The sequence below is a fragment of the Williamsia sp. z34 genome (genome assembly GCF_059553395.1).
Map to the genome: position 1 here is coordinate 438,689 of NZ_JCANWW010000004.1, position 26,048 is coordinate 464,736.

The window sequence follows — 26,048 nt, forward strand, 5'->3', positions numbered from 1 at the left end:
AGTCAAATGCACCCGCATGCAATTTCCATTGATCCTGCGGCTCAGAGGTTTTCGGCGATCAAATCGGACGTCACCGCACAAACCTCCAGTTGCGGTCTACTCCAAAGCTTTTCAATGATCTTGAAGCTCAGCCAATTTCGCCATATGATTTTGTTCCGCTAAAGAAGGACGTCGCGAATTGGTCGGGCGCAGTTGAGAATTCATTTCATCAGTTTTCTCAAATGTCCTTGCGATCAATCTGTATGTGTCAATCTGATCACGACTCGCCTGGTCGGGGGCTCCAAAAGGCCAAAGCCAACGGGTCGCAGTAGTAATCACAACAAAGGGAGAAAACATGCTCGCATCATCGCAGGACATCGAAAACCTATTCGCTCAGTTGCTCGCCTTCGTCGGCACCCTTCTGGGAGCTGCCAGCTCCGAGCCGACGACGCCTTAGGGTCACCGCGCAACTGGCGTGATAGCACGTCCCTGAGGTGCGTTTATGCATCTCAGGGACGTGCTGAGCTATACCAAATCGAGTTCTCCGACGCCCGCCCGGCGCCTTTGTAACCTTTCTGACGGAAGGTGACAAACTGCTGCGGGGATGGCATTGTTACACAGGCTCATTACCAAATGAAATGGGCTATGTAGAACAACGTCGAAGGGAACTCTCAATGAGCTCGTCAGAAACAGGTTTGCTTGCATTCATCGCGCTGATCGGAGGCATCATCCAGGGCCTTTCCGGTAGCGCGAGCTAGTTCAAGCGCATAGTTTCCTGTCGCGTCCCCGGTGGCGCCCTGACGGGCCCCGGGGACGCGTGGGTGCGTATGACAAAAAATTCTGACAGAGTTCTGACCACGGTATTGCGGCCACATGCCCGCGCCCTCCGCGGTCCACTTCTTCTATTGTTTTTCCTGCAGGTCACCGCTGCAGTGACAACACTGTTGATGCCCAATCTCAACGGCCGCCTCATCGACGACGGTATCGGCCGGGCAGATATGGACGCGATCCGAACCATCGGCGCGATGATGCTTGCCCTGGCCGTCGTCAGCCTCGTCGTATCCGTGTTGGCGACAATCCTCGGGTCATACATCTCGACATCCGTCGGTCGCGACCTCCGCAACCAGACCTACGCGCGGGTGCAGAGCTTCGCCGACACCGACTTACACCGGTTCGGTATCCCGTCCCTCATCACCCGCAGCACCAACGACATCAACCAGCTGCAACTGATGATCTTCGTCGTGATGACCATCCTCGCCACGGCACCGGTCCTGGTCATCGGCGGCGCCGTGATGGCCCTGGGTGAGAACTACCGGCTGGCACCTCTGGTGGTGCTCGTCGCCGCCGCGCTCACGGTGATCGTGGTCGTCATCGTCGGCAAGCTCGTCCCGCACTACGAGAAGTTGCAGAAGTCGGTCGACCGGGTCGGACGGGTGCTCCGCGAACAACTCACCGGCATCCGGGTCATCCGCTCGTTCGGCCGCGAAGACCTCGAGACCTCCCGCTTCGCGACGGCCAACACCGACCTCACCAAGACCGCGTGGAGTATCGGCTCGCTGCAGGCCCTGCTGTTGCCCAGCATCATCTTCATCGCCAACATCGGCGCCGTCGCGGTGATCGGCGTCGGAGCCGTCCTGGTCGACAACAATTCGATGCAGGTCGGCGGAATCGTGGCATTCGTCGGATACCTCACGCAGATCGTCATCGGGCTCTCCATCGGCGCGGCCATGGTTGCCCTGCTGCCCAAGGCGAAGGTGAGTGCTCGCCGAATCCATGAAGTGCTCAGCACCGAGCCTTCGGTGCAGGACCCGGCTGCCGGCCGTACCCCGGACTCACGGACGGGCCACGTGAAACTCTCAGGCGTCGGTTTCCGCTACCCCGGGGCACAGCACCCGGTCCTGCATGACATCAACCTCGACTGCCGACCGGGCACCCTCACCGCGGTACTGGGTGGAACCGGAGACGGCAAGAGCACACTGCTCGGACTCATCCCACGCTTCAACGACGTCACCGCCGGGCAGGTCCTGATCGATGGTATCGACGTGCGCGAGCGTCATCGATCCGAACTCTATGAAGACATCTCCTACGTCTCGCAGGTGCCGGCCCTGCTCTCGGGAACTCTCGAATCGAATCTGCGTCTGGGTAATCCGACGGCGAGCGACGACGACCTCCGGTCGGCGCTGCAGGTCGCCTGCGCCACCGACTTCGTGTTCTCGCACGAAGACGGCCTCGACCAGCGGGTGCAGCACGGCGGCAAGAACTTCTCCGGGGGCCAGCGCCAGCGTCTGGCGCTCGCACAGGCCATCGTCGCCAAACCGCGGCTGCTCTTGCTCGACGACCCCTTCTCTGCCCTGGACCCCGAGATCGAGAGCATCGTGAAACATCGCCTGCGCCAAGAACTTGCCGACGCGGTCATCATCCTGACCGCGCAACGCGTGTCGTCGGCGCGCGGCGCGGACACGATCGTCGTCCTGGCCGACGGCCGTATCGATGCCCTGGGTACCCACGACGAACTGGCCGTCTCCAGTTCGGTGTACCGCGAGATCCTCGACTCACAGGCCGCACTGCGATGAACCTGAAGTGGTTGTTGGCCAGGCTCGCCCACGAGCGGCAGAAGCTGGTCATCGTGGGACTGGTCGCGTTCACCAATGTCGTCACACTCGTCGCGGCGCCGCTGATCCTGGCAGGCATCATCAATCAGATCTTCTCCGGCTCCATCGGTATGACCCTTCCCGGGGGCCTGACCACCGACGAAGCCGTCGCCCGGCTGCGTTCCGAGGGCCGAGACGAATACGCCGACGTCGTCCGGGGTGCCGACGCGGTGCCGGGCGTGGGCATCGACTTCGACACCGTGTGGAAGCTGCTCGCGGCGCTCGTCGTCGTGTATGCGCTCGGCTCCCTGGGCAATTGGGTCCAGGCATCGATGGTCAACAGCATCACCCAGCGGGCGATGAACCGGATGCGGGCCGACATCGAGCAGCACATCCACCGACTGCCGGTCGCCTACTTCGACACCGCCGCCCGCGGACAGATGTTGACCAGGGTCACCGCCGACATCGACAACGTCTCATCGGTGTTCAGTCCGCTGTTCGTGAAGTTGCCGGGGGCGGTGCTGACCATGGTCGCGTTGCTGGTGGTGATGCCGATCATCTCCTGGCAGCTGAGTTTGGTTGTGCTGGCGTCTATTCCGCTCATCGTCACGTTCGGTGTGCTGATCGCGAAGCGGGCCAGACCCCACTTCCAGGACCAGTGGGAGGCCACCACGAATCTCACCACGCACATCGACGAGAGCTACGCGCAGCTCCACACCCTGCGGGTCTACGGCGCGCAGGAACGGGCACGTGACGACTTCGAGGAGATCACCGCCGGACTGGCGCGTTCGTCGCGAAGCGCGCAGTCCTATTCAGGATCGATCCTGCCTGTGCTGCAGGCGATCACAACGCTCAGTTATCTCACCGTCGCGGTGGTCGGAGCGTTCCAGGTCCTTGCCGGCTCGCTCAATGTCGGACAGGTTCAGGCCTTCGTCTCGTTCTCGCGCATGTTCAGTCAGCCGCTCAACGACCTGACCGCGATGATGAGCCAACTCCAGTCGGGTTTGGTGTCACTGGGCCGCATTCGGTCGCTGCTCGAAGAACCCACCGAGGATGCGCCGGCGATCGACGAGGTGACGCCAGAACACATCGGCCGCCATACCGAGCCGCCGGCAATAGATTTCGACAAGGTGCGGTTCGGGTATCGCCAGGCGTCGGACGACGAGAACCGGACGGTCGACGTCATCAATGACCTCTCACTCCACATCGACAGCGGTTCCACGGTTGCGATCGTGGGACCGACCGGCGCAGGAAAGACGACCCTGACCAATCTTGTTCTGCGGCTCTACGATCCGTCATCCGGATCGGTGCAACTCGATGGTCGGCCGCTCGAGCAAGCACAGCGGTCGTTCGTCCGCAGCCAGTCCGCCATCGTCACGCAGGACCGCTGGGTGTTCACCGGGACCATCGCCGACAACATCGCGTTCGGCCGCCCGGACGCCACCCGCGCCGCCATCGAACAGGCCGCCCGGGACAGCCACGTCGCGCAGTTCATCGACACCCTCGCCGACGGGTACGACACGATCATCGGCGATGGCGGGACCGCCCTGAGCGAGGGGCAACTCCAACTCATCACCATTGCCCGCGCCATGATCGCCGAGCCGAGAATCCTGGTGCTCGACGAGGCGACCAGCGCGGTCGACTCCCGCACCGAACTCCTCATCGCGCGCGCGTTGGAGACCCTGCAGGACCGCACGACCACAATCGTTGTCGCACATCGACTCTCAACGATCCGTGAAGCCGACAGCATCGCCGTCGTGGAGGCCGGCGTGGTCACCGAACAGGGAACCCACACCGAACTCCTGAAGCACGGCGGCCGCTACGCCATCATGTACAAATCCCAGTTCGAGTAGCCGCGCGCTCTTCTCACGCTCGCTCGGCCTGCAGAGCGAGCGTGAGTGAGAACAATGAGCGGCTGCAGTCGTCCCCAATTTCCGGACTCATCCACAGGTCGAGCGGAACCGGGCTCACCTAGCCGGCTCCGTCGAGGCAGATCCCCCATGGTCATCGCATGGGGGACTTCACCGAGGACAACGATGGCCTGATCTGGCGCTCGACGGCAACAGCGCAGGGGCATAGCGACCAGGAGATCAAGCGCGCAGTACACAGCGGACAACTGCTCCGCATCTGGCCGGGTGTGTACGTATCTGCCACTCACCGATTCACGCCGGACGGGCTGGCACGCCTGCGTATCGTCGCCGCGGTCCGCAGTTGCGGCGAGGCCATGCCTGTTTCGCACCAATCCGCCGCCCTTCTACATCGCCTGCCGACGCTGCAACCGTCTTACGACAGAGTGCATCTGACAAACGGGCGCGACGGCGGAGGACGTATCGAAACCCGACGGCACGTGCATTCGGGACTATTACTGCCTGGCGACCTCACCGAGATCGATGGCCTGGCGGTTACCACAATCGAACGTACTGCTGTCGATACCGCGCAGGCGGGAACGTTCGCGCAGGGTCTGGCCGCATTCGACGGCGCACTGCGGCTCGACGCCGACCGCGAGCGGCTCACCACCTTGATCGACGGCCGACGCGGTAAACGCGGTGTCGGAAGCGCCCGGCGCGCTCTCGCCTGTGCGAATCCCTTGTCGGAGAGCGTCGGCGAGTCGTGGAGTCGCGCCCAGATGCTTGCGTGCCTCGACATTTCCGAGCCCCGCCTGCAGCACCGTTTCTACTCCGCGGACGGCAGATTCGTCGCCCGCACCGACTTCGACTGGGGCGGACGGCTCGTCGGCGAGTTCGACGGCCTGATGAAATACGGTGGTGGATCGATGAAGCCCGGTCAGACCGCCACCGACGTGGTCATCGCCGAGAAGATCCGAGAAGATGGCCTCCGCCGGATGGGGATAGAGGTGGTCCGATGGGTATGGGCCGATCTCGTCAACGGCACCCTGCCGGCGATTCTTCGCCAAGCGTTGGTCCGCGCAGGACTACGTTGACCTTCTCGCTCACCGTTCTCACGCTCGCGAGGCCTGCAGACCTCGCGAGCGTGAGAAAACTGAGCGGAGATCAGATCAGCTGGTGAATTCCTTGAGCTGCCGGATCTGGTCGACACGGGCCTCGTGAGTCGGGGCGGGTGAACCGACGAGCAGCATGCTCAGGCCCGCCTCGTCGAACGCGGCCAGACGCTCTTTGACGTAACTCGCCGGTCCGATCAGCGACATGCCGGACGCCAGCTCGTCCGGGATCGCCGCGGCCGCTTCGGCCTTCTTGCCGTCGAGATAGAGGTCTTGGACCTTCTTGGCGGCGTCGGCGTAGCCGTAGCGCACTGCCAGGTCGTTGTAGAAGTTCTTGCCGCGCGCACCCATGCCGCCGATGTACAGCGCCGAGTGGTGCTTGACCATTTCGAGAGCGTTCTTCTGCTCATCTTTGTCGTCGGTGATCAGTGCCGTGACGGTGGCCGAGACCCCCAGCTTGCCGAGTGACGGGTCGCGCTTGGCGTTGCCCTTCGCGAGCGATTCACCAAAAACGGTGGTCAGGTGCTCGGGATGCAGGAAGATGGGCTGCCATTCCTCGAACATCTCGGCGGCGAGTTCGACGTTCTTGGGGCCGATGGCGGCGAGCAGCATCGGGATCCGCTCGCGGATCGGATGGTTGATGATCTTGAGCGGCTTGCCGAGTCCGGTCCCGCCGTCTTCCTTCGAGAACGGCAGCTTGTAGTACTTGCCGTTGTACTCGGTCCGTTCCCGGCGCCAGACCATCCGGCAGATCTCGGCGGTCTCCCGCGCGCGACCGACCGGGGCGTCGTACTTCACGCCATGAAAACCCTCGATCACCTGCGGCCCGGACGCGCCGATGCCCATCACGAAGCGACCGTTGGAGATGTAGTCGAGGCCGGCTGCGGTCATTGCGAGGTTCGTCGGTGTGCGCGTGTACATCGGCAAGATGCCGGTTGCCAGTTCCAAAGTCGTCGTCTTGGCTGCGATGAAACCGAGCTGACTGACGGCGTCGAAGCTGTACGCTTCCGGAACCGTGATCCGGTCGAGGCCAACCTTTTCGAAGTCGACAAGATTGTTGATCGTCTCGGCAAAATCCCCCGAGTAGTTGATGCCCATACCGATCTTCATATATGTCCTCCCAAAGAGCCGCGCAGATCTACGAGACAGGTTTCGAAAAGTGTGTCACATCACCCTGAACCCGCTTCAGCCCGTCCGGGGAGCGGCACAAAGGTGAACAATGAATGAACATATTTGCGGAGCAAAGCTAACCGCTGGTCAGGCTGTGTTTCAGATCGGTGACCGTTTAGGCGATTCCGCCACGTCGACCGCAGAATATTCAGCATGAGCGCAGAAATGTTGATCCTCGTGCTGCTCGTCATCACTGCACTTGGGTTCGACTTCACCAACGGCTTTCATGACACAGGGAACGCGATGGCAACGTCCATCGCAACTGGCGCACTCAAGCCCAAGACAGCGGTGACGATCGCCGCCATCCTGAACCTGGTCGGCGCCTTCCTCTCGGTCGAGGTCGCTGCCACGATCACCAAGGATGTGCTGAAGATCCAGCAGACCAGCGGTGACGATGCCGGCAACCTGATCGGCGGTCTCGACGCCCAGAAGGCAATGCTCATCATCTTCGCCGGCCTCGTCGGCGGCATCCTGTGGAACGTCTTCACCTGGCTCTTCGGACTTCCCTCCAGCTCATCCCACGCACTGTTCGGCGGATTGATCGGCGCCGGCATCGCCGCGCTCGGCTCGTCGGGCGTCAACTGGGAAGGTCTGACCAAGAAGATCCTCATCCCCGGCCTGATGGCACCGGTCATCGCGTGCATCGTGGCCGCCAGCGGCACGTACCTCATCTACAAACTCACCAAGACGATCGCCGACAGCAAGAAGGCCCAGGGATTCCGGGTCGGCCAGGTTGCGACCGCATCGCTGGTCGCGCTCGCCCACGGCACCGGCGATGCTCAGAAGACCATGGGCGTGATCGCCATGGCGATGATCGCCGGTGGACACCTCGACGCCTCGAGCGTGGAGCACGGGCTGCCGTTCTGGATCGTCTTCAGCTGTGCCGCCGCCATCGCGCTGGGCACCTACCTCGGCGGCTGGCGCATCATCCGCACCCTGGGCAAGGGTCTGGTCGAGATCGAATCCCCGCAGGGCATGGCGGCCGAGGCATCGTCGGCGGCCATCATCCTGACGTCGAGTGCCGCCGGCATGGCGCTGTCGACCACGCAGGTCGCCACCGGATCGATCCTCGGCTCCGGCATCGGCAAGAAGGGCGCCTCGGTTCGCTGGTCGGTGGCCGGCCGGATGGCCACGGCCTGGATCTTCACGCTCCCCGCAGCCGGGCTGATGGGTGCGGTGTCGTTCGCGATCGCCAACCTGACCGGCGGCGCGGCCGGCGCGATCGTCATCTTCGCGATCCTCGTCGCCGCGTGCGGCTACATGTACTGGCGCGCACAGCAGCAGAAGGTCGACAGCAACAACGTCAACGCCGATTGGGACGAGACCACCGGCAGCGTCATCCCGGCCGAACTCGCCACCAAGGAATCCGACGACGCGGCCATCACCGCTGCCATGCAGGCGAACATCCCGGTCGCGATCATCGACGACGCACACGCCGCCGCATCTCCCAGACCGTTCAGCCACAAGGAAGGGGTCTGAGCCCGATGGGAACCTTCGAATCGATCCTGCGCGTTCTGGTTGTCGGCCTCATCCTCGGCGCCGGTTTGCCCGCCATCTACGCGATCGGCATCCGCCTCTACGCGGCCGGATCCGGGGACGTGCAGGCCGACGGAACGGTGACCGGACCGAATCTGCTGTTCAAAGGTATCGCCTACGTGCTGTTCGCGATCATCGCAGCTGTCATCCTGGTCGGCATCCTGTGGATCACGCGCGGAACGATCGACTATTACTTCGGCATCGACCTGTTTCCGTCTGTCGAGGGCTGATCAGAAACGAACGTAGATGAGCTGGATCAGTAAAATCGGGTGAGCCCGGGCAGTCTGGAAGAGGCTGCCGGGGAACGCCTCGAGTTGCGAAGGAGGCGAATATGGATCGGCCGCAATTTCTCACCAGAGTGGTCAGTTGGCTCCGAGAGGGCTATCCCAATGGTGTCCCGTCCAGTGACTACGTGCCCCTGTTCGCTCTACTTCGCAGACAGCTGTCCGAAGAAGAGGTCACGTCGGTCTCCCGGCAGCTGATCAGCAGCGGGCAGATCCCCGATAACCGGCCCGCGCCCATCACCTCGATCGACGCCGGGGTCCTCATCACCAAGATCACCGCGGAACTGCCCCTCGAAGCCGACATGGAACGGATCCGCAAGCACCTCGAATCCAAGGGCTGGCCGTTCGATCCCCACCCGCTGACCGATACCGCCGGTAGATCCGAAACCGGTGAGTGACCTGCGGGTCCTGCAGCCACTGCCGTTGTCGGCGACACCCGATACCGGCGCATTGACCGATCTGCTGGCGGGATCGGCCAGCTACCTACCGGTCCCGGCCGCCGACCCGATCGAGACCGCCCGACTGTGCGCCGCGTTGGGTGCCGGGGAGCCCATCGACCCCGATGTCGCGCTGGTGGTCGCCACCTCCGGGACGACCGGCACGCCCAAAGGGGCACTGCATTCGGCGACCTCGCTGATCGCATCCATCGACGCCACCCACGAGTATCTCGGTGGTCCCGGCGGCTGGTTGCTGGCGCTGCCACCGCACCACATCGCCGGACTGCAGGTGCTCCTGCGGTCCATCCGGGCCGGCCACGTCCCGATCACCATGGATGTGTCTGCCGGATTCGACGCCGCCGCCCTGGTCGATGCGATCGCCTCGATGACGTCCACGCGGCGTTACACCTCGCTGGTGCCGACCCAGTTGCTCAAAGTCCTGGAGCATCCCGCCGCGACCACCGCGCTCAGCGAGGTCGATGCGGTACTCGTCGGTGGTGCGGCAACCCCGGCACCGTTGCGTCGCAGGGCAGTCGACGCCGGGATACCCATCGTCCGGACATACGGCATGAGCGAGACCTGCGGCGGCTGCGTCTACGACGGCAGACCCCTGCGCGGGGTCGAGATCCGCATCGACGGCACACCGCCGGGCCGTGTCGTCCTGGGCGGCCCGATGGTCGCCTCGGGCTACCGCGGACTACCCGATCATCCGGCTTTCGCCGAGGACGGATGGTTCCGGACCGACGATCTGGGGCAGGTCGACGAGAACGGTGTGCTCACCATCATCGGCCGGGCCGACGAGGCGATCACCACGGGCGGTCTGACCATCGTGCCGCAGGTGGTCGAGGCCGTGTTGCTGTCGGATCCGACGATCAGCGAGTGCGCTGTACTCGGATTGCCGGATGACCGTCTCGGCGAGAAAGTGGTCGCGGCGGTGGTACCGGCACGGGGTGCTCAACTCAGCGCGGAATCGGTCAAAGCCGTTGCCGCCCAACAACTCGATCGCACGGCCGTACCGCGCGAGGTATACCTCGTCGACGAGTTGCCGAGGCGGGGTCCGGGCAAGGTCGATCGCGCCGCGCTGCGCGTGCTCCTGCGCCGATAGCGCTCGCCACCGGAGTCTGCGGGTATGGAATCCCGGGATATCGGGTAGTCGACTACCCGAGACCCACACGAGCCTCACAGAGCAAACTGTGAATCAGGCACTCGTCAGATCCGAAAGGCCGTCGACATGACTTCCATCCTGACCCGAAGAGCGGTCGCCCCGCCGACGGCGTACTGCAAGGTCGACGACAGCGGCGGTCCGATCATCCCCGGAGATCTACTGATCCCGTCCACCACCACATTCGGCCACGCGATGAAAGTCGATGGTCCAGATAACAATTCGGCCGTCATCGGTGAAGCCCTCGAACCATTCGACGGCGGCTGCGGATTGATTCGTATTGCCATCAGCGGCAAGCAAGCGACTGTTATGCGAAAGCAAATCGCCAAGACCAATCGGCGAAAGAATCCAATTTGCCGGTTCCTCAAACATTCATGAGCACGTCGGTCGATGTTTCATTCCAGGTTGCGATGGGTAAAGTTAGTCCACAACCCGGAATTTCGGCCGCGCGGCAGCCGAAGCCGTGCAGGAAATTTCTTGTGCCGGGGCTGGAAATGAACGCGGGCTCCCCTACCCGAGACCTTCGTGTGCGGGGCCCGGCGATGACCGGGGGGACAGGTGAGCATCAGCGATTCAGGACGCAGCTACCGGGTAGGTGTCGTCGAGGATTTCGAGTCGCAGCTCAAGGGTCTGCAAACAATCATCGAAGAAGCGGATGGAATGACGTTTGCCGCAGGTGCGGCCACCGTCAGTGAATTGCTCGACGTATCCACCGATCTAGATGTCGTTGTACTCGACCTGCGTCTCGAAGACGGTTCCAGCCCGCAGTCCAACGCCGAACAATTGCACGCCCACAACATCAACGTCCTGGTGTTCACCACCGCCGACTATCCCGATCTGGTCCGGTCGGCGATCGCCGCCGGGGTTGCCGGCGTGATGCGCAAATCCGCCCGCAACGAAGAACTCGTGGAGGCCATCCGGCTTGCTGCCCAGGGACATACGGTGGCAACCATGGATTGGGCGGCAGCCATCGACGCCGACCCCGACCTGGCCACCGTCGACCTGAGCCCGCGTCAACGTGAAGTGCTGGAGCTGTATGCCTCCGGGGAGCCGGCGGCGCGCGTGGCATCCATCACGGGCCTGTCGATCGAGACCGTCAACGCCTATCTCTCCAGGATCCGGCGTAAATACGCCGACGCCGGTCGGCCCGCCCCGACCAAAACCGATCTGTACAAGCGGGCTCTCGAGGACGGGTGGCTACCCATCCCGAGATTGTTCCGTCGTTGAATCAATTCGGTTCATCGCTGAGCACATCTGACTCCGGCAGCTCCGCGGACAACATCTTTCGCCAGTTCAGTCGCTATCTCGGAGTCGCGTACATATTCAGCTTCTTCGCATTCCTCGGCACCATCGTCGACACCCTCGAGGTGGTCCCGCTCTGGTGGACGATCGCAGTCGTCCTGGCCGTCCACGGCACCGCCGTGGTGATGTTCGCAGCCTCCTTCCGTCGCGGGGACGTCGCCTGGGTGCGGTGGTCGGGACGAGCCCTGGTCATCGGCTACGGGCTTGCCGTCGCGACCTGGCCACTGGTGTGGAACGGCGAACTCATCGACGCCAACTACGGCATGTGGTTCACCCAGTTCAACGGATTCGCCGCGGTCACCGCCGCCGTGGTCTGGCGCGTTCGGTGGTCGCTGCCCTATCTGATCTTCGTGCTGGTGTCGGTGCAATTCGTCAACGACGCCGTCCGCATACCCGTATACGCCGCGAACGTACCCACCGACATCGCCTGGAGCGTCTGCCTGTGCGCGATTCCCTACGCGATCGCGGTGGCCGCGCTTCGATCCGGGCGCGTACTCGACGCCACCCGGGCCCAGTCGGCCCAGGCCGTGGCAGACGTCGCGGCCGCCGTCGCCCGAGCCGACGAGCGCGCCCGTTTCGATGCGTTGACCCACGACCGCGTGATGGCGACTTTGCTGAGCGCCGCAAGGCATCCGATGTCCGATGAACTCGTGGCACAGGCGACGAGCACGCTGTCCAAACTGGAGGTCCTCAAAGCCATCGGTGAGGCCGACGTTCGTCCGCTCGAGGTCGACGACGCGGTTCGAAAGATCATCTTCGCCGTCACCGAGGTCGATGGAACCATCGCTGTGCACACGGATATCTCATGGCGGGCCCGCGATGAGCTGATTCCCGGACCGGTGGTCGGCACCGTTGCCGAAGCGGCGGCCGAGGCGGCGCGCAACAGTATCCAACACGCAGGTGCCGAGGCGACGCGAGCGCTGAACATCATCGTGACCGACGGCGAGCTGTGCGTGGAGGTGGTCGACAACGGTGTCGGATTCGATCCGAACAGCATCCGCCCCGATCGGCTCGGCGTGTCCGGGAGCATCCACGCGCGCGTGGAGGGACTGACCGGCGGGAGCGCCGAGGTGATTTCCGCCCCAGGCCAGGGCACCATGGTGCGGATGCGATGGGACAGAACATGACCGATCCGGTGCGCTACGTCGACCCCGTGGACGTCCGCGACATCTTGGGCCTTCGTACCCCGGTGACCTGCGCGATGGTCGGCCTGGTGGTGGTTGCGATGCTGTTCGGGGCAGCCCAGAGTCTGGCCGGAGTTTCGCCCCGCTGGCCGGTTCTGCTGGTCACCGGGATCATCGCCGCGGCCACGATCGCCCTGATCACCGTGCCGCACGATCCACTGCCGCTCGGCCCCGCCATCGCGATCGCCCTGGCTCCCCCACTGGCCGCCGCCATCCTTTTGTTCGTCGTCCCGGTACCGCTGGCCATCGGCAATCAGGTGTGGGTGTCGGGGTACGCGACCCTCATCTACGTCTTCATGTGTATCCGTGGACGGTATTTCCTCGCCTGGGCCAGCGTCGCGGTCTCGGTCGTCGTGCATGCCGGGTGGTCCACCGCGACCGACCAGGGCATCTGGGCGGGCGCACAGATACCGGTGTTCAACGCGGGAGCACTCCTGGCCGTCACATTGATCGCCCACGCGCTTCGGACGACCACCGCATCGGTGCTTTCGCTGCGGGCTGCCGGCTTCCAACGGGTGGCCGATGCGTCCGCCGTCGCCGCCGCCCTCGAGGAGCGGCACGCCCGACTCACTGAACTCGGCGAACTCGCACAACCGACTCTCGCTCGCATTGCGACCGGGGTTCCGTTGTCCGATGCCGAGCGCCAGTCATGCGAGTTACTCGAAGCCAATCTGCGCGACCAGCTCCGCGCACCGGCACTGGTCAGCCCGGAAATGTCAGCGGCGACCCGCGCGGCCCGCGCCCGGGGTGTCGAGGTGATGCTGATCGACGACGGCGGGCTGGTCGATATCCCCGAACCGATCAAATCGGTCGTCCGACGCGAAGTCATCGCGGCACTGCAGAGCGCCGACGAGGGCGAGGTCCGGGTCCGGGTGATGCCGCCGGGCCGCAGTAACGTCGCGACCATCTATCAACACGACGAGACCGGAACCCACCGGATCGACATCGACGGCATGGGCAACCTGGCGAAAGACACTCGGGCGCCTCACCTCCCGGGTCAGCCACAGACAATGTAGTTAGCTCCGCCAAGGATGACCCCTGAACGGGTGGCACACCCTTTGGCGACTACCGACGCCACCGGCGCACTGGTTAGGGTTATCCGCCGGATAGCCCCATCCGGTATCCGAGGAGTACCCCCGAACATGTCGCTGCCGTCGAACACTTCTGAGCCCCTACCCGCGCCCAAACTCACAGCTCGCGAAATCGAAATTCTGCGTGAATGGGCCATGCGGGACACCAAATCCGAAGTTGCCGCGACCCTGTACATCACACCCGCGACCGTGAGCACCCACATCAACCGGATCCGGCTGAAATACGCCGCCATCGGACGCCCGGCCACCACCAAGGCAGCCCTGATCGCACGCGCCTTGCAAGACGGACACGTCCACCTGAACGAACTGTGAGTTGGGGGGGTGCGCGCCCTCCCCCACCCAACCGCAGACCTCTGTTCAGCAGGGCCCGAAACCGGCGTGGATTCATCAGGTCGGCCCACGTCCAGCGCATGACGTGAACACCCAACGCGCGCAATCGAGCATCAGTCCGCGGCTGAGTGATTCTCCCGGATTTCCCGCCAATCCATCGGCCGACTGCACCGCATCGCGCAGCGTCGCACCCCCGACAAACCCATGGAACCGCTGACCATCGCCTCTACATCGGCACGCGTCAACAACCCGCTCCGCAGGCCAGAGTCGAGTACCGCCAACGCCTCGAGAAAGTCACCTTCCCGCGCGACGTCGGCCACGGTCCGCGCCAGGCTGGTCACCCGATGCCCATCGACCATGACCACATCACCCGGCAGAACATCCGACTCGTGCAGGTGATCGGTCATCGCACCGGCGCAAACACCCTCCACCCACTGAGGTGTCAGACGAGGTGACAGCCGACGACAGCCGGTGTCAGTGAGACGACAGGACGTCGGTGCACTGTCTGTTGCATGAACACACCCCTGCACTCCGGTGCGCCGGCCATCGAGGCCCGCGGACTGGTCAAACACTTCGGCTCCACCAAAGCCGTCGATGGCGTCGACCTGGTGGTTCCCACCGGGACGGTCTACGGCGTCCTCGGCCCCAACGGGGCCGGCAAGACCACCGCCGTCCGCATGCTCGCCACCCTCCTGCGCCCGGACGCCGGGCAGGCCAAGATCTTCGGATACGACGTCGTCGACGATTCGGTCGCGGTGCGGTCGCTGGTCGGTGTCACCGGCCAGTACGCCTCCGTCGACGAAGACCTCTCGGCCACCGAGAACCTCATCGTCTTCAGTCGGCTGCTGGGCAAGAGTCGACGAGCCTCGCGGCAGCGAGCGAGTGATCTGCTCGAGGAGTTCGGCCTCACCATGGCCGCCAAGCGGCCACTCAAGGAGTTCTCCGGCGGTATGCGGCGACGACTCGATCTTGCCGCCAGCCTGATCGCCACTCCCCCGCTGCTGTTCCTCGACGAACCGACCACCGGACTCGATCCGCGGACCCGAGCCCAGATGTGGGACACCATCCGGCGACTCGTGGCCGGCGGCAGCACCGTCCTGCTGACAACTCAATACCTCGACGAGGCAGACCAACTCGCCGATCGCATTGCCGTCATCGATCACGGCCGGGTCATCGCCGACGGGACCGCCGACGAATTGAAGAACTCCATCGGCTCGACCACCTTGCAACTCACGCCCGCCGACAAGTCCCTGGCACCGGCCGCGTTGGCGACCATCGAGCGGATTCTTTCCGAACACGCCACGCTCAGCCCCGAGGCCGGAAGGATCACTGCCCCGCTGGTCCACCCAGATCTGTTGCCCGACATCCTCATCGCACTGCGTGAACAGGGCATCGTCGTCGAGGGCATGAACGTCCAGAAGCCGAGCCTCGACGAGGTCTTCCTCACCATCACCGGCAAACCCGCCGAATCCGATACCACCTCGCAGGAGGACGCAGCATGACCACCATCATCGAAAAGCCCACCACCACTGATCGATCCGGACCAGAAACCGCCACCAGCATCGGGCTCCGCGACACGATCGCCCAGTCGTTCACCATGGGCTACCGCGGACTGCTCAAGATCCGCCACAACCCCGAGCAACTGTTCGACGTTGTCCTGCAACCGATCATCTTCACCCTGATGTTCACCTACATCTTCGGTGGAGCCTTGGCCGGAAGCGTCGCCGACTACCTGCCGATCATCATCCCCGGCATCCTCGTCCAAACGGTGATCGTCACCAGCATCGTCACCGGCACCCAACTCCGCGAAGACATGGACAAGGGCGTTTTCGATCGCTTCCGTTCGTTACCCATCGCCCGGATCAGTCCGTTGGCAGGCGCGCTGCTCGCCGACGTGGTCCGGTACCTGATCGCCACGGTGATCACCTTCGTCGTCGGTATCGCCATGGGCTGGCGGCCCGACGCGTTCGGGGTGATCGGCGCGACGCTCCTGGTGATCGTCTGCAGCTTCGCCGTGTCGTGGATTTTCGCCTTCATGGGTACGGTAATGAAGAAAGCATCTGCAGTGCAGGGTGTTTCGATGCTCATTCTGTTCCCGCTGACTTTCATGTCCAACGCCTTCGTACAACCCGACACCATGCCGGGCTGGATGCAGGCCTTCGTCAAGGTCAACCCGATCTCACATCTGGTCACGGCCGTACGCGAGTTGACCAACAACGGTCATGTCGGTATCCACGTGCTCTGGTCTCTCATCGGGGCCGCGATCATCATCGTGATCATGGCGCCGCTCACCGTGAAGTCGTACATGCGCAACGCCTGAATCAGGCGACGGCAACGTACCTTTCGGTGATCGACAAGATGTCCTGCACGGCCTGCCTGCGGGACATCTTGTCGATTTCTGCGCCCAGTTCCCGCCACTGCGCATCACCGAGACCGGCCAACTCTTGCCGCCGGTCCATCACAGCGACCAGCGCCGGGTAGTCCAGCCGGCACCCGACCCTCTTCGCCAGGTGCAGCAGTCGGGCACCTTCGAGCGAGCCGAACGACCGTCCGCAGACCGAGGTCCCGAAGGCCATCGCCACCGAACCGAGTTGCGGAATGTCACCGAATCCAACAGGACCGAACATGTACTTTGCCACGTTGGCCAGATTCGGTAGGTACTGTTCGGTCTTCGCTGCTCTGCCCGCCAGTGTCATCCCACAGACACTGACGCTGATCACCATCGCGACAAACGGATCCTGCTCCGCCAGTGGATGATTCTCCAGCAGTCCACGCACCGACCGCTCGAACAACTCTGCAGCGGCCTCGCCCCGGCCTTCGGACCACTCCAATTCCGCTGCCGCCAACATGATCCCGGCAGCGATCTCAGGGTGGACGCGTGGGTCCGGATCCGCGGGCACCCAACCCTCGGCGAACTGCGCGAACTCCGCGCGCGCCTCATCAAATCGTTTCGCACCGATCAGCGCGGCCACGACATGCCCACGAGTCTGACGGCCATCGTGCTCCGAACCGATCATATCGAGCAACTCGATTGCCCGGCGATAGCTCTCGATGGCCGACTCGAACTCTGCCGCCTGACCATGCAGGCCACCGATCTCGGCCAACGTCATCGCCGTGATCCAGTGGTCCCGCCGGGCCTGCGCCACCACCAGATTCGCCCGCGCCATCCGCAGTGCCCCGAGACGATCGGCCTTGTTCTCACGGGCATTGACGCACAACATGGTCGCGATCATCCGCACCTGCGGAGCCGGACGTCGCGCACCGGCCACCAGTCGGCGCAGTGTGCCGAATCCGCTGTGCGACAGCACCAGCGATGACACAAAATCCATCGGACGATCGTCGGCGCGATCACCGCGGTACAGGAACCGGAGTTGCCACTTGGCAACTGCCAGTGGACGCAACCGGCGGGACATCAACAAATGACCACCGGCAATCAGATATGTCGCCTGCCTGCGCTCACGTTCCGCCTCACCCATCGCGTCGACCGCGGCTCGATCCAGGTGCGGCAATTCCTTGATCACCCGGGGAGACCAGGCCATCACCTCGCCGTGGAGCCCGCGGATGGCCCAGAATCCCGCGATGACCGGGAAACAGCTGACAAGTGTTCGTTCCCAATCCTCCGGCCGCACAGCCACATCGGCCTCCATGCAACGGCGCAGGACCCAGACGAGGTTGTCGACCTCTGCAGAGACCGCGGCCACCACCTCCGGTTGGCGCCCATCCTCGAAGGGCGCATGGGTGTCGTCGGCAAACCTGCGAGCCCATGCCGCTATCGCCGAATTGACCTGCATCCCTTCATCAGCGACGGCCAGCTGCTCCTCACCGAACTCGCGAACCGTCTCGAGCATCCGGTACCGTACACCGTCGTTCTCGACAACGTTCAGGAGCGACTGATCCACAAGCGCGTCGAGAACATCATCGAGTTCGAAGCCGGTGACCCCGACCACTGCGCCGGCGGCGGGGCGCGAGAACCCGCCGGGAAATCGGCACAACCGGCGCAACGCGATCCGCGCCGGCTCGTCGAGCAACTCCCAGCTCCATTCGATGACCGCATGCAGGGTCCGATGCCGGGCAGGCGACGACCGGTCGCCGGTACTCAGCAGGTCGAATCGGTGCGACAGACGCTGCAAGATCTCACGAACACTCATCGTCCGGACCCGCGCCGCGGCCAACTCGATCGCCAGCGGCAATCCATCCAGCGCCCGGCAGAGTTCGGCGACCTCCGCGACGTCGATGCTCACGTCGGGCCGGATCGCGTGGGCCCGAGCGGCGAACAGATCCGTGGCCGCCGAACCGTACTCGTCGATGGAAAGTGGTGGAAGTTGATGGATCACCTCGGCGCCTACCCGCAGCGGCGAACGGCTGGTGGTCAGTATCCGCACATTCTCGGACATGCCGACGAGATCGGCTGCCATCCGGGCACAGGCATCAACCAGGTGCTCGCAGTTGTCGAAGATGACCAGGGACTGCGCGGTCAGCGCGTCGGCCAGCCTGGTCCGCAGGTTCGTATAGGCGACCCGGGGCCGACCACCGGGACCGGTGTCAGATTCACCGACCCCAAGCGTTGCCGCCACCGCGGCCAGCACGTCGTCCTCACTGCGTACGGAGGCCAGTTCCACCAAGAAAACCCGGACGCCATCGGCGGCGACCAGGTGTCCGATGCGGTTGGCGGTACGTGTCTTCCCGGATCCTCCCGGCCCCTGGATCGTCACCACTCGGGACCGGTGGAGCAGCGCGAGAATGTGCGCTACGTCCCCGGCGCGGCCCAACAACTCATTGGGTTCCGCCAACAATCCGACCGACGTCGCACGTCCGGCTCTGCGCGCGGGTGAAGCCACGGCCGGATGCAGCAATTGTTCATGGAGAGCGATGATCTCGGGCCCGGGATCCGTTCCGAGTTCGGTGGACAACGTCCGGCGCAGGCGCGCGAACACGGCCAGGGCCTCGGCTGCACGCCCCAACCCGGACAGCGCACGCATCAGGACCGCGTGCGCCGACTCGTCGAGCGGATCGGCGTCGCATCGGCGCTGGGCCAAGGCCCTGGCGGTCTCGAAGTCGTCGTCGGCCAGCGCATTTTGCGCCCGGCGCTCCTCGAGTTCGATGCGGACACGGTCGGCGGCCTGGCGAACCGATCGGGCGAGGTCGTCGTCGCCGAGATCATCGCCAGGATCACCGCGCCACAGCGCGGCAGCCGCTCGTAACGCATCGGCCGAACCGTCGGCGAGCAAGGAGCCGACCAGGAAGACATCGACGTCCTCGGGCGCCAGAGTCAGTCGATATCCGGCCGGGCCGGCTTCGATGGCGCCCTCGGGGAGCAGTGGCCGCAGGCGTGAGATCTGCGTGTGTAGCGCGGATTGCGGCGACCGCGGGAGGTTGTCGCCCCAGACACCGTCGATGAGCGCCGACTGCGACCGGTGGCTGCCCGGCATCACGGCCAGGACGGCCAGCAGCCGACGTGCCCGGATCCCGGGAACCGGTCGCATTTGCCCGTTCTCGTCCGCGATCGAAACCGGTCCGAGCAGTCCGATGATCGGCACTACTGCGGGAGGTGGCACGTTTTCCTCGCAAATCATGGGCGGATTCGATGCATAACTGCAGGTCAGTGGGACTCGCTACAGACTAGCGCGGTGCCGAGCTCAACTGTTCGGTAGAGATGGCATGTGGCCGGATGGAGCATAGTGCGGGGGCCGGACAACAGGTATGGCTCGGTACGGAAGGATGCTCACATGGCTTCCGCAGCGCAATGGTTCGAAGGATCTCGGCCCCGTACCTACCCGAACGCGATCGCCCCGGTAATCGCCGGAACTGGCGCGGCCGGCTGGGCCGGCGACATCGTGTGGTGGAAGGCAGCGCTGGCCCTGGTGGTCTCGGTGGCGCTGATCATCGGCGTCAACTTCGCCAACGACTACTCCGACGGCATCCGCGGTACCGACGACGTACGGGTCGGACCCATGCGTCTGGTCGGCTCCAAGGTGGCCACCCCGAAGTCGGTGAAGACCGCGGCGATGGTGGCTTTTGCTGTCGCCGGGATCGCCGGGTTGGTGCTCGCATTGTCGAGCGCGTGGTGGCTGATCCTGGTGGGCCTGGCCTGCATCGCCGCCGCCTGGTACTACACCGGTGGCCGAAACCCATACGGCTACAGCGGTTTCGGTGAGGTCTCCGTTTTCGTCTTCTTCGGTCTCGTCGCCGTGCTGGGCACGCAGTTCGTCCAGGCCGAGGAAATCGACTGGGTGGGAGTGCTGGCCGCAGTCGCCGTGGGCTGCTACTCCAGTGGGGTCTTGGTGGCCAACAACCTCCGCGACATCCCCACCGACACCGAGTCCGGCAAGGTGACGCTGCCGGTTCGGTTGGGCGACAAGCGGACCCGGATGCTGCACACGGCACTCGTGGCCGTTCCGACGCTGGTCACCCTCGCGTTGATCGCGGCGACGCCGTGGGCGTTGCTCGGTTTGATCGCGGCTCCGCTGGCCTACAAGGCCAATGCGCCGGTTCGGGCCGGTGCCGGTGGACCGGCGCTGATTCCAGCGCTCGGCCTGACCGGCCTGGCCATGCTCCTCTGGTCGATCGGCACGGCCGTCGGCCTGCTCGTCGCCTGATCCCGCCCCCCGATGATGTGCCCTTTTGGCGGCGCCCACCTGGGCTTTTGTTCGCCAGAAGGGCACACTATCGGCTAGCTGGTGGCCTGTAGCACGGCCTCGCGCAGGGCTTCCGGGGTTGTCACCGATTCGATGAGTGCCTTCGAGGCAGCATCACCGGTGTCCAGGATGCCGAGCAGGACGTCCTCGGGCAACAACTCGCGGCCGGCATCACGGGCGGTGATGCCCGCGCGCGTGATCGCGGCCTTGGCGTCGAGGGAGAACCGGGGCCGACGCATGCCACCGCGGGGTCCACGACGACCTCGGCCGCCTTCCCACGGTCCGCCGTCGCCTTCTTCGCGGTCCCACGGGGGTGTGTCGTCCCCTTCGGGACGCTCCCAGGGCCCTGGCCGAAAACGGCCGTGAGGTCCGTGCGGACCGCCGCGTCCGTGTGGACCCCCATGCGGGCCGCCCCGACGGCCACCGCGGCGTTTACCCCAGTTCTCGGTGATGTCGTCGCCGAATTGGGATTTGACCGCTGCGCGAACCTTGTCGAGATCAATTCCGATGGCCGCAAGGGCGTTCCGGTCTTCATCGACGTGGTCTTTGTCGGCATCGGACTTGTTGGCCTCGTGGTACTCACGCACCACTTCACGGGCCTGAGCCAGGGTCAAACCCTGCTCACCGAGAATGTTGAACACCGAACTCCGGGCGTTGCAGAGCATGCCGAGAATGAGGTGGTCGTTGCCGAGTGTGGGATGTCCGAGGTCGGCGGCCTCCTGATATGCGAAACCCAGGGTCATCCTGTTTTCGCGAGTGAACTGGTGAAACATGTTGTCTCGCTTCCTGATGTGGAATGCGGCGGCTATTCGCCGCGGGAATGCTTTTGGTGCACGGCTTGACGGCTCACCTGCAGGATGTCGGCGATTGCTTGCCAGCTCCAGCCTTGTTGCCGAGCATTGGCGACCTGTACGTCTTCGAGGCGATCGGCCAACGTACGCAGTGCCCTGACCGCTGCCAACCCTTTGGCCGGGTCACGATCTGCAACTGCCGTGGTGATGTCATCTTCGTTGTCTTGCACGATTGTCAAGTTACCCTGACAACATCGCGCTGTCAACATTTATTGACACCCGCCTCCCTTACCCCGATAGTGTGCCCTTTTGGCGAACAAAACCCCAGGTGGGCACCGCCAAAAGGGCACATCATCGGGGTTTGGGGGCCCATCCGCGCAGGGTGAGTTCTCGTCGAAGCTGGACAACGAACTCATCCCGTCCGCTTCTGATGTTCTGCGCGGTGACCGTGATGACGACCCATCCGGCAGCCCGCAGACGGTTCCACCGTTCCAGGTCCAAGGCGTGCTGATGCGGGTCCCGATGGTGTTCACCGTCGTATTCGACCGCCACCAACAGATGCGGCCAGGCGGAGTCGAGTCGGTAGCGGCCGTCCATGACCCGGTGTTGCAGAACGAACCCGTGGAAACCCTCGTCGATGAAGACGAGTCTGAGGCGGGTTTCCCACGGCGACTCCGACAACGGATCGACCAGCTTGAACGCGGTGATCGCCTTGCCGATCCCCCAATGACGTTCCCAGCGCCGCAGTGCCGGCCGGACGTCCTCGAGAAGTCCCGGATGCCGACGGGCCAGGGAATCCAGGGCGGCCACGGCGTCGTCGCGGGAATTGAAGCGTCCCAGATCAATTGCCGTACGCGTCAGCGTGGTGACCAACGATCCGTCGATCTCGGTGTATTCGTCCTCGTCGATCTGCAGCCGACGCACCTTGATCCCTCGGAACTGACGTCCGTTGATCGGCACGATGACCTCGGGCTGCGCGTCTTCGGGCCGATACACGTTCCCCCACAGGTCGGCCGCCGACCACCCGCACAGAATGCCCGGCACGTCCTTGTCGCCCCCGGGATAGGCGAGCCCCGCCGCGAAACTCAGCATCGTGAAGTCGACGACCTGATCACCTCGGACCCAGACGCCCCGAAACAGGAGCCGGTAGTTCTCCCGCAGCTGATACCGCGACATCACCGCAAGTAAGTTCTCCGCCCGCATCGGGCCGGTTGGTAATTCCCCCATACCGACACCGAACACACCCCGACCGACCGAAGGCGCACTCCACCACCGAGTTATCCACAGCCCTGAACCCGAAAGTGTGCCCTTTTGGCGAACAAAAGCCCAGGTGGGCCCCGCCAAAAGGGCACATCATCGGGGGGCGGGGTTACTCGGTGAGGAGGGACTCGCTGATGTTCATCCGACCGGCGCGGGCGGCGGGGAAAAACGAACCCGCAAAGCACAGGACAAAGGCCACAACCACATATCCGGCGATCAAGATCTGCGGCGAATACTCGATCTGCACCGACGTCGTCTGGGTCAGGATCTTGTTGCCGATGACGTGCATGACGGTCCCCATCACCACACCCAACAGCGACCCCACCGCCGCCACCGCAGCGGCTTCCGCAAGAACCATCCGCCGGACGAACTTCCTCGACGCACCCATCGCCCGGAGGACACCGATCTCGCGTTTGCGTTCGATCACCGAGAGCAACAACGTGTTCAGCAACGCGATGGCCGCGACCACGGCCACGATCCACTGAATGGCGATGGCGAACGCGCCGGACTGTTCCACCGAGGCCTTCGTGGCGTCGAGGCCCTCTTGGCCGGTGTAGATGTTCACGGGCATGGTGGACGCGCCCGCGGCCGCGGCTTCGAGCTCCGGACGGATCTGCTCTTGGTCGACACCGGGTTCCAGCGTCACCTGCAGATAGGTGTCGCCGGGCCGGTTGAACCACTGCGTCAACAGGTCGTAGGAGATCGCCGCCGTCCCGGAGTTGATGCTCACGTAGTCGACGAGCTGCAACACCGGCAACGAGTGGTACCCCGTCGGCGACGCGATCTCGACGGTGTCACCGGTCCCGACATCGAGGTTACGGGCCAGCGTGCGCGACATGATGATGCCCCGGCCGGCCAACACCTCCTCGATGACCTCCGGGGAACCCTTGCGGATGAACGGGGCGATCGTCCCAGGGGCCAACCCCTGCAACATGACCCGGGATTCACCGACGTTCACCGACGCCCACTGGCCGCCGAGCACATTCTCGACGCCATCGACCTGCTCCACCGCTGCGGTCACGGCCGGATCCAGGATCGGACCATCGGGGATCGTCGACTTCTCCTGCGACGACACGTAGAAGTCGGTGTCGCCCAACCCTTCCAACGAACCGGAGATCGAGGAGACCAGGTTGTTCATCACACCGGACGTACACAGACCGACGGTGATCGCCACTGCCACGGTCATCAGCGTCGCCCAGGCCCGGCGGGGGGCCCGGTCGGTGTTGACGGCGCTGAGCTTGCCCGGACCACCGAGGCGGCCGGCCAGCCAGGTCACGCCCGCCACAAGCGGTTTGGTGAGCGAGTAGCAGATCAGCAACATCCCGACACAGACCACGATGCCCGCGAACGCAACACCTTGGTTCTGGATCTCGTTGGCCATCACCCAGCCGATCACCATCAGGATGACGCCGACCACCGCGGACACCTTGGCGGCCACACCGGTCCCGGCCTTCTGATCGGCCACCGCGCCACCGGTCATCGCCTCGATCGGCGACACGGTGAACACCGACCGTGCCGCCAGCATGCTGGCCCCGGCACAGGCGAGGACACAGGCGAGGACCGCAACGGGTGCGGCATAGGACGGCAGGCCGAATTCGATGGTGGCGCCATACGACGACAACACGTCGGGCAGTTGCCCGATTGCCCAGCGCCCGGCCAGGATTCCGACCGGGACGCCGATCAGACCCCCGACCAGTCCGAAGAGCGCGGCCTCACCGATCAGATCGGCCACCAGCGGACCCCGACGACCACCGAGGGCGCGGATCATCGCGATCGACGAACGCCTCGACGCCACCGCCATGTTCATCGTGTTGAACACCAGGAAGCCGGCGATGACCAGTGAGATCAGGGACACCAGCAACGTCGAGTCCCGGGTCACCGCACCGGCGGTCTCGGCCTGCTTGGCCCGGAAATCCGGATCGACGACCACCGCACGGCCATCGACAAGGTCGTTCAACTGCTCCCGCAGCGCAGCGGTGGACGAACCCGACTCCTTGGTGACCAGGATCGAATCGACCCGACCGTCATGGCCGGTCAGCTGTTGCGCCAGCCCCAGGTAGGCAAAGATGAACTGGCCGTTGTTGATCGACCTCGCCGCCGGCGCGTCGATCACCATCGTCACGGTGGTGTCGACACCGTTGATCGAAACCTGTTGGCCCTTCTGGAATCCGGTTGCCTTGCCGACGCTGATCCCCGACATCAGCGCGGTGACATCAGCACCCTCGGTGGCCGACGCCACGGCATCACGCAGACCACCCTGGATCGAGGCGATGTTGTTGTCGCTGCCGAGCACGGTGGTGCGTTTGCCGTCGACAAAGATCGAGCTGTTGATCAGCGGGACAACATTTTTCGCGGCCGGGGCATCGCGGCGGATCTCACCCATCAGTTCGTCGTCGACACCCGAGTCGACGATGCCGGCGATCTCCAGATCGGCGGATCCCGAAATGGTCGCGCCGAGCTTCTGCACCGACGACGTCAACGACCCGTAGGTTCCCAACACCGCCACCAACAGTGCCGAGGCAACCACGACCACCAGCAGCGACGTGGTCACCCGCAGGCGATGGCCGAGTAGTTCCCGAAGATTGACAAGCCTGATCCGCGTCAGGCCGGCGCGCACCGCCCCGAACAGTGCCGACGGCTTCACTCCTGGATCTTCCCGTCCCGCACGGTGATCGTGCGATCGGCGTGCGCTGCGGCCTTGTTGTCGTGGGTCACCATCACCACCAACCGGCCGTCACCCTCGCGGGCGACCTCGGAGAGCAGCTCCAGGATCGACTCACCCGTCTGCGAATCGAGGTTTCCGGTCGGCTCGTCGGCCAGCACGATCCGCGGGCTCATGATCAGCGACCGCGCGATCGCGACGCGCTGCATCTGCCCGCCGGACAACTCGGACGGGCGGTGCTTCGCACGTTCGCCGAGCCCGACCCGATCGAGCAGCGCGATGGCCTCCGGTTTGGCCGACCGCAGAGACTTGCCGTCGAGCAGCCGCGGCAATGCGACGTTCTCCCAGGCCGACATCGTCGGGATGAGGTTGAAGAACTGGAAGATGAATCCGACCCGGTTGCGCCGGAATGCGGACTGCTCTTCCTCGGACAATCCCGCCAGGTCGAGACCGTCGACGATGATCTGTCCGGAGTCCGGGACATCCAGTGCCCCCAGGACGTGCAGCAAGGTGCTCTTGCCCGCACCCGACGGCCCGACGATGGACACGAACTGACGCGCCTGAAGGGTCAGATTGAGACCGTCGAGCGCCCGGACCTTCTCCTGGCCCATCTGATACTCCCGCACCAGGTCGATCGCCTCCACGATCGGCCGTCCATCCATCTCCCGGATGTCG

Annotated in this window: 23 protein-coding genes; 15 read left to right on the forward strand and 8 right to left on the reverse strand. The window is 64.4% G+C overall.

The window, feature by feature from the left end; translation table 11 throughout:
* The first annotated feature begins 806 nt into the window (after positions 1–806).
* The 3 genes from AC51GT_RS13115 to AC51GT_RS13125 all read left to right on the forward strand — a co-directional run bounded on the left by AC51GT_RS13115 (position 807) and on the right by AC51GT_RS13125 (position 5,511).
* Complete coding sequence (locus tag AC51GT_RS13115) at positions 807–2,552, forward strand: ABC transporter ATP-binding protein (protein ID WP_496329034.1); 1,746 nt, start codon at positions 807–809, stop codon at positions 2,550–2,552.
* Entirely contained in the window at positions 2,549–4,423 is a 1,875-nt protein-coding gene (locus AC51GT_RS13120) for an ABC transporter ATP-binding protein (RefSeq protein ID WP_496329035.1), read from the forward strand. Before AC51GT_RS13115 ends, AC51GT_RS13120 begins: the two co-directional genes overlap by 4 nt.
* 158 nt (positions 4,424–4,581) lie before the next feature.
* Positions 4,582–5,511: a hypothetical protein gene (locus AC51GT_RS13125; protein ID WP_496329036.1), complete on the forward strand. Its 930-nt coding sequence runs from the start codon at positions 4,582–4,584 to the stop codon at positions 5,509–5,511.
* A 75-nt stretch (positions 5,512–5,586) separates the two neighbouring features.
* Here AC51GT_RS13125 and AC51GT_RS13130 read toward each other — a convergent pair whose 3' ends face one another.
* Positions 5,587–6,639, reverse strand: coding sequence for an LLM class F420-dependent oxidoreductase (locus AC51GT_RS13130; protein ID WP_496323039.1), 1,053 nt, complete (start codon positions 6,637–6,639; stop codon positions 5,587–5,589).
* 213 nt (positions 6,640–6,852) lie between these two features.
* Between AC51GT_RS13130 and AC51GT_RS13135 the strand changes: the two genes are divergently transcribed.
* The 9 genes from AC51GT_RS13135 to AC51GT_RS13175 all read left to right on the forward strand — a co-directional run bounded on the left by AC51GT_RS13135 (position 6,853) and on the right by AC51GT_RS13175 (position 14,007).
* Positions 6,853–8,178, forward strand: a complete 1,326-nt coding sequence (locus AC51GT_RS13135) for an inorganic phosphate transporter (RefSeq protein ID WP_496323038.1) — start codon at positions 6,853–6,855, stop codon at positions 8,176–8,178.
* 5 nt (positions 8,179–8,183) lie between these two features.
* Entirely contained in the window at positions 8,184–8,465 is a 282-nt protein-coding gene (locus tag AC51GT_RS13140) for a hypothetical protein (RefSeq protein WP_496329037.1), read from the forward strand.
* Between the two features lie 101 nt (positions 8,466–8,566).
* Positions 8,567–8,917, forward strand: coding sequence for a DUF3349 domain-containing protein (locus AC51GT_RS13145; RefSeq protein ID WP_496329038.1), 351 nt, complete (start codon positions 8,567–8,569; stop codon positions 8,915–8,917).
* Positions 8,910–10,061, forward strand: a complete 1,152-nt coding sequence (menE, locus tag AC51GT_RS13150; protein ID WP_496329039.1) for an o-succinylbenzoate--CoA ligase — start codon at positions 8,910–8,912, stop codon at positions 10,059–10,061. Before AC51GT_RS13145 ends, menE begins: the two co-directional genes overlap by 8 nt.
* Before the next feature lie 126 nt (positions 10,062–10,187).
* Positions 10,188–10,496: a hypothetical protein gene (locus AC51GT_RS13155; protein WP_496329040.1), complete on the forward strand. Its 309-nt coding sequence runs from the start codon at positions 10,188–10,190 to the stop codon at positions 10,494–10,496.
* Between the two features lie 180 nt (positions 10,497–10,676).
* Positions 10,677–11,345, forward strand: a complete 669-nt coding sequence (locus AC51GT_RS13160; RefSeq protein WP_496323033.1) for a response regulator transcription factor — start codon at positions 10,677–10,679, stop codon at positions 11,343–11,345.
* A complete protein-coding gene (locus AC51GT_RS13165) occupies positions 11,342–12,547 on the forward strand; it encodes an ATP-binding protein (RefSeq protein WP_496323032.1) in 1,206 nt (401 codons plus the stop codon). Before AC51GT_RS13160 ends, AC51GT_RS13165 begins: the two co-directional genes overlap by 4 nt.
* Positions 12,532–13,620, forward strand: coding sequence for a DUF8320 family protein (locus tag AC51GT_RS13170; RefSeq protein WP_496323031.1), 1,089 nt, complete (start codon positions 12,532–12,534; stop codon positions 13,618–13,620). Before AC51GT_RS13165 ends, AC51GT_RS13170 begins: the two co-directional genes overlap by 16 nt.
* 126 nt (positions 13,621–13,746) lie before the next feature.
* Positions 13,747–14,007 (forward strand): response regulator transcription factor, encoded by a 261-nt coding sequence (locus AC51GT_RS13175; RefSeq protein WP_496323030.1) that lies wholly within the window; start codon positions 13,747–13,749, stop codon positions 14,005–14,007.
* A gap of 131 nt (positions 14,008–14,138) precedes the next feature.
* On the opposite strand, the gene AC51GT_RS13180 is transcribed toward AC51GT_RS13175, so the two are convergent.
* Positions 14,139–14,432, reverse strand: coding sequence for a hypothetical protein (locus AC51GT_RS13180; RefSeq protein WP_496329041.1), 294 nt, complete (start codon positions 14,430–14,432; stop codon positions 14,139–14,141).
* 105 nt (positions 14,433–14,537) lie between these two features.
* Here AC51GT_RS13180 and AC51GT_RS13185 point away from each other — a divergent pair, with 105 nt between their 5' ends.
* Positions 14,538–15,527: an ATP-binding cassette domain-containing protein gene (locus tag AC51GT_RS13185; protein WP_496323029.1), complete on the forward strand. Its 990-nt coding sequence runs from the start codon at positions 14,538–14,540 to the stop codon at positions 15,525–15,527.
* On the forward strand, positions 15,524–16,345 hold the full coding sequence (locus AC51GT_RS13190; RefSeq protein WP_496329042.1) for an ABC transporter permease: 822 nt from the start codon (positions 15,524–15,526) through the stop codon (positions 16,343–16,345). The genes AC51GT_RS13185 and AC51GT_RS13190 overlap by 4 nt, the downstream gene beginning before the upstream one ends.
* Position 16,346: 1 nt before the next feature.
* Here the strand turns inward: AC51GT_RS13190 and AC51GT_RS13195 are convergent, their stop codons facing one another.
* Positions 16,347–19,598 carry an AfsR/SARP family transcriptional regulator gene (locus tag AC51GT_RS13195; RefSeq protein WP_496329043.1) on the reverse strand — a complete coding sequence of 1,084 codons (3,252 nt, stop codon included), beginning with the start codon at positions 19,596–19,598 and terminating at the stop codon, positions 16,347–16,349.
* Between the two features lie 153 nt (positions 19,599–19,751).
* Between AC51GT_RS13195 and AC51GT_RS13200 the strand changes: the two genes are divergently transcribed.
* Positions 19,752–20,621, forward strand: a complete 870-nt coding sequence (locus tag AC51GT_RS13200; RefSeq protein ID WP_496329044.1) for a 1,4-dihydroxy-2-naphthoate polyprenyltransferase — start codon at positions 19,752–19,754, stop codon at positions 20,619–20,621.
* A gap of 74 nt (positions 20,622–20,695) precedes the next feature.
* On the opposite strand, the gene AC51GT_RS13205 is transcribed toward AC51GT_RS13200, so the two are convergent.
* The 5 genes from AC51GT_RS13205 to AC51GT_RS13225 all read right to left on the reverse strand — a co-directional run bounded on the left by AC51GT_RS13205 (position 20,696) and on the right by AC51GT_RS13225 (position 26,035).
* Entirely contained in the window at positions 20,696–21,403 is a 708-nt protein-coding gene (locus tag AC51GT_RS13205) for a Clp protease N-terminal domain-containing protein (protein ID WP_496329045.1), read from the reverse strand.
* Between the two features lie 62 nt (positions 21,404–21,465).
* Positions 21,466–21,720, reverse strand: coding sequence for a helix-turn-helix domain-containing protein (locus AC51GT_RS13210; protein WP_496329046.1), 255 nt, complete (start codon positions 21,718–21,720; stop codon positions 21,466–21,468).
* Positions 21,721–21,802: 82 nt separating this feature from the next.
* Positions 21,803–22,678 (reverse strand): endonuclease domain-containing protein, encoded by an 876-nt coding sequence (locus AC51GT_RS13215; protein ID WP_496329047.1) that lies wholly within the window; start codon positions 22,676–22,678, stop codon positions 21,803–21,805.
* A 142-nt stretch (positions 22,679–22,820) separates the two neighbouring features.
* Positions 22,821–25,355 carry an ABC transporter permease gene (locus AC51GT_RS13220; protein WP_496329048.1) on the reverse strand — a complete coding sequence of 845 codons (2,535 nt, stop codon included), beginning with the start codon at positions 25,353–25,355 and terminating at the stop codon, positions 22,821–22,823.
* Positions 25,352–26,035 carry an ABC transporter ATP-binding protein gene (locus AC51GT_RS13225; RefSeq protein WP_496329104.1) on the reverse strand — a complete coding sequence of 228 codons (684 nt, stop codon included), beginning with the start codon at positions 26,033–26,035 and terminating at the stop codon, positions 25,352–25,354. The genes AC51GT_RS13220 and AC51GT_RS13225 overlap by 4 nt, the downstream gene beginning before the upstream one ends.
* Between the last annotated feature and the right edge of the window lie 13 nt (positions 26,036–26,048).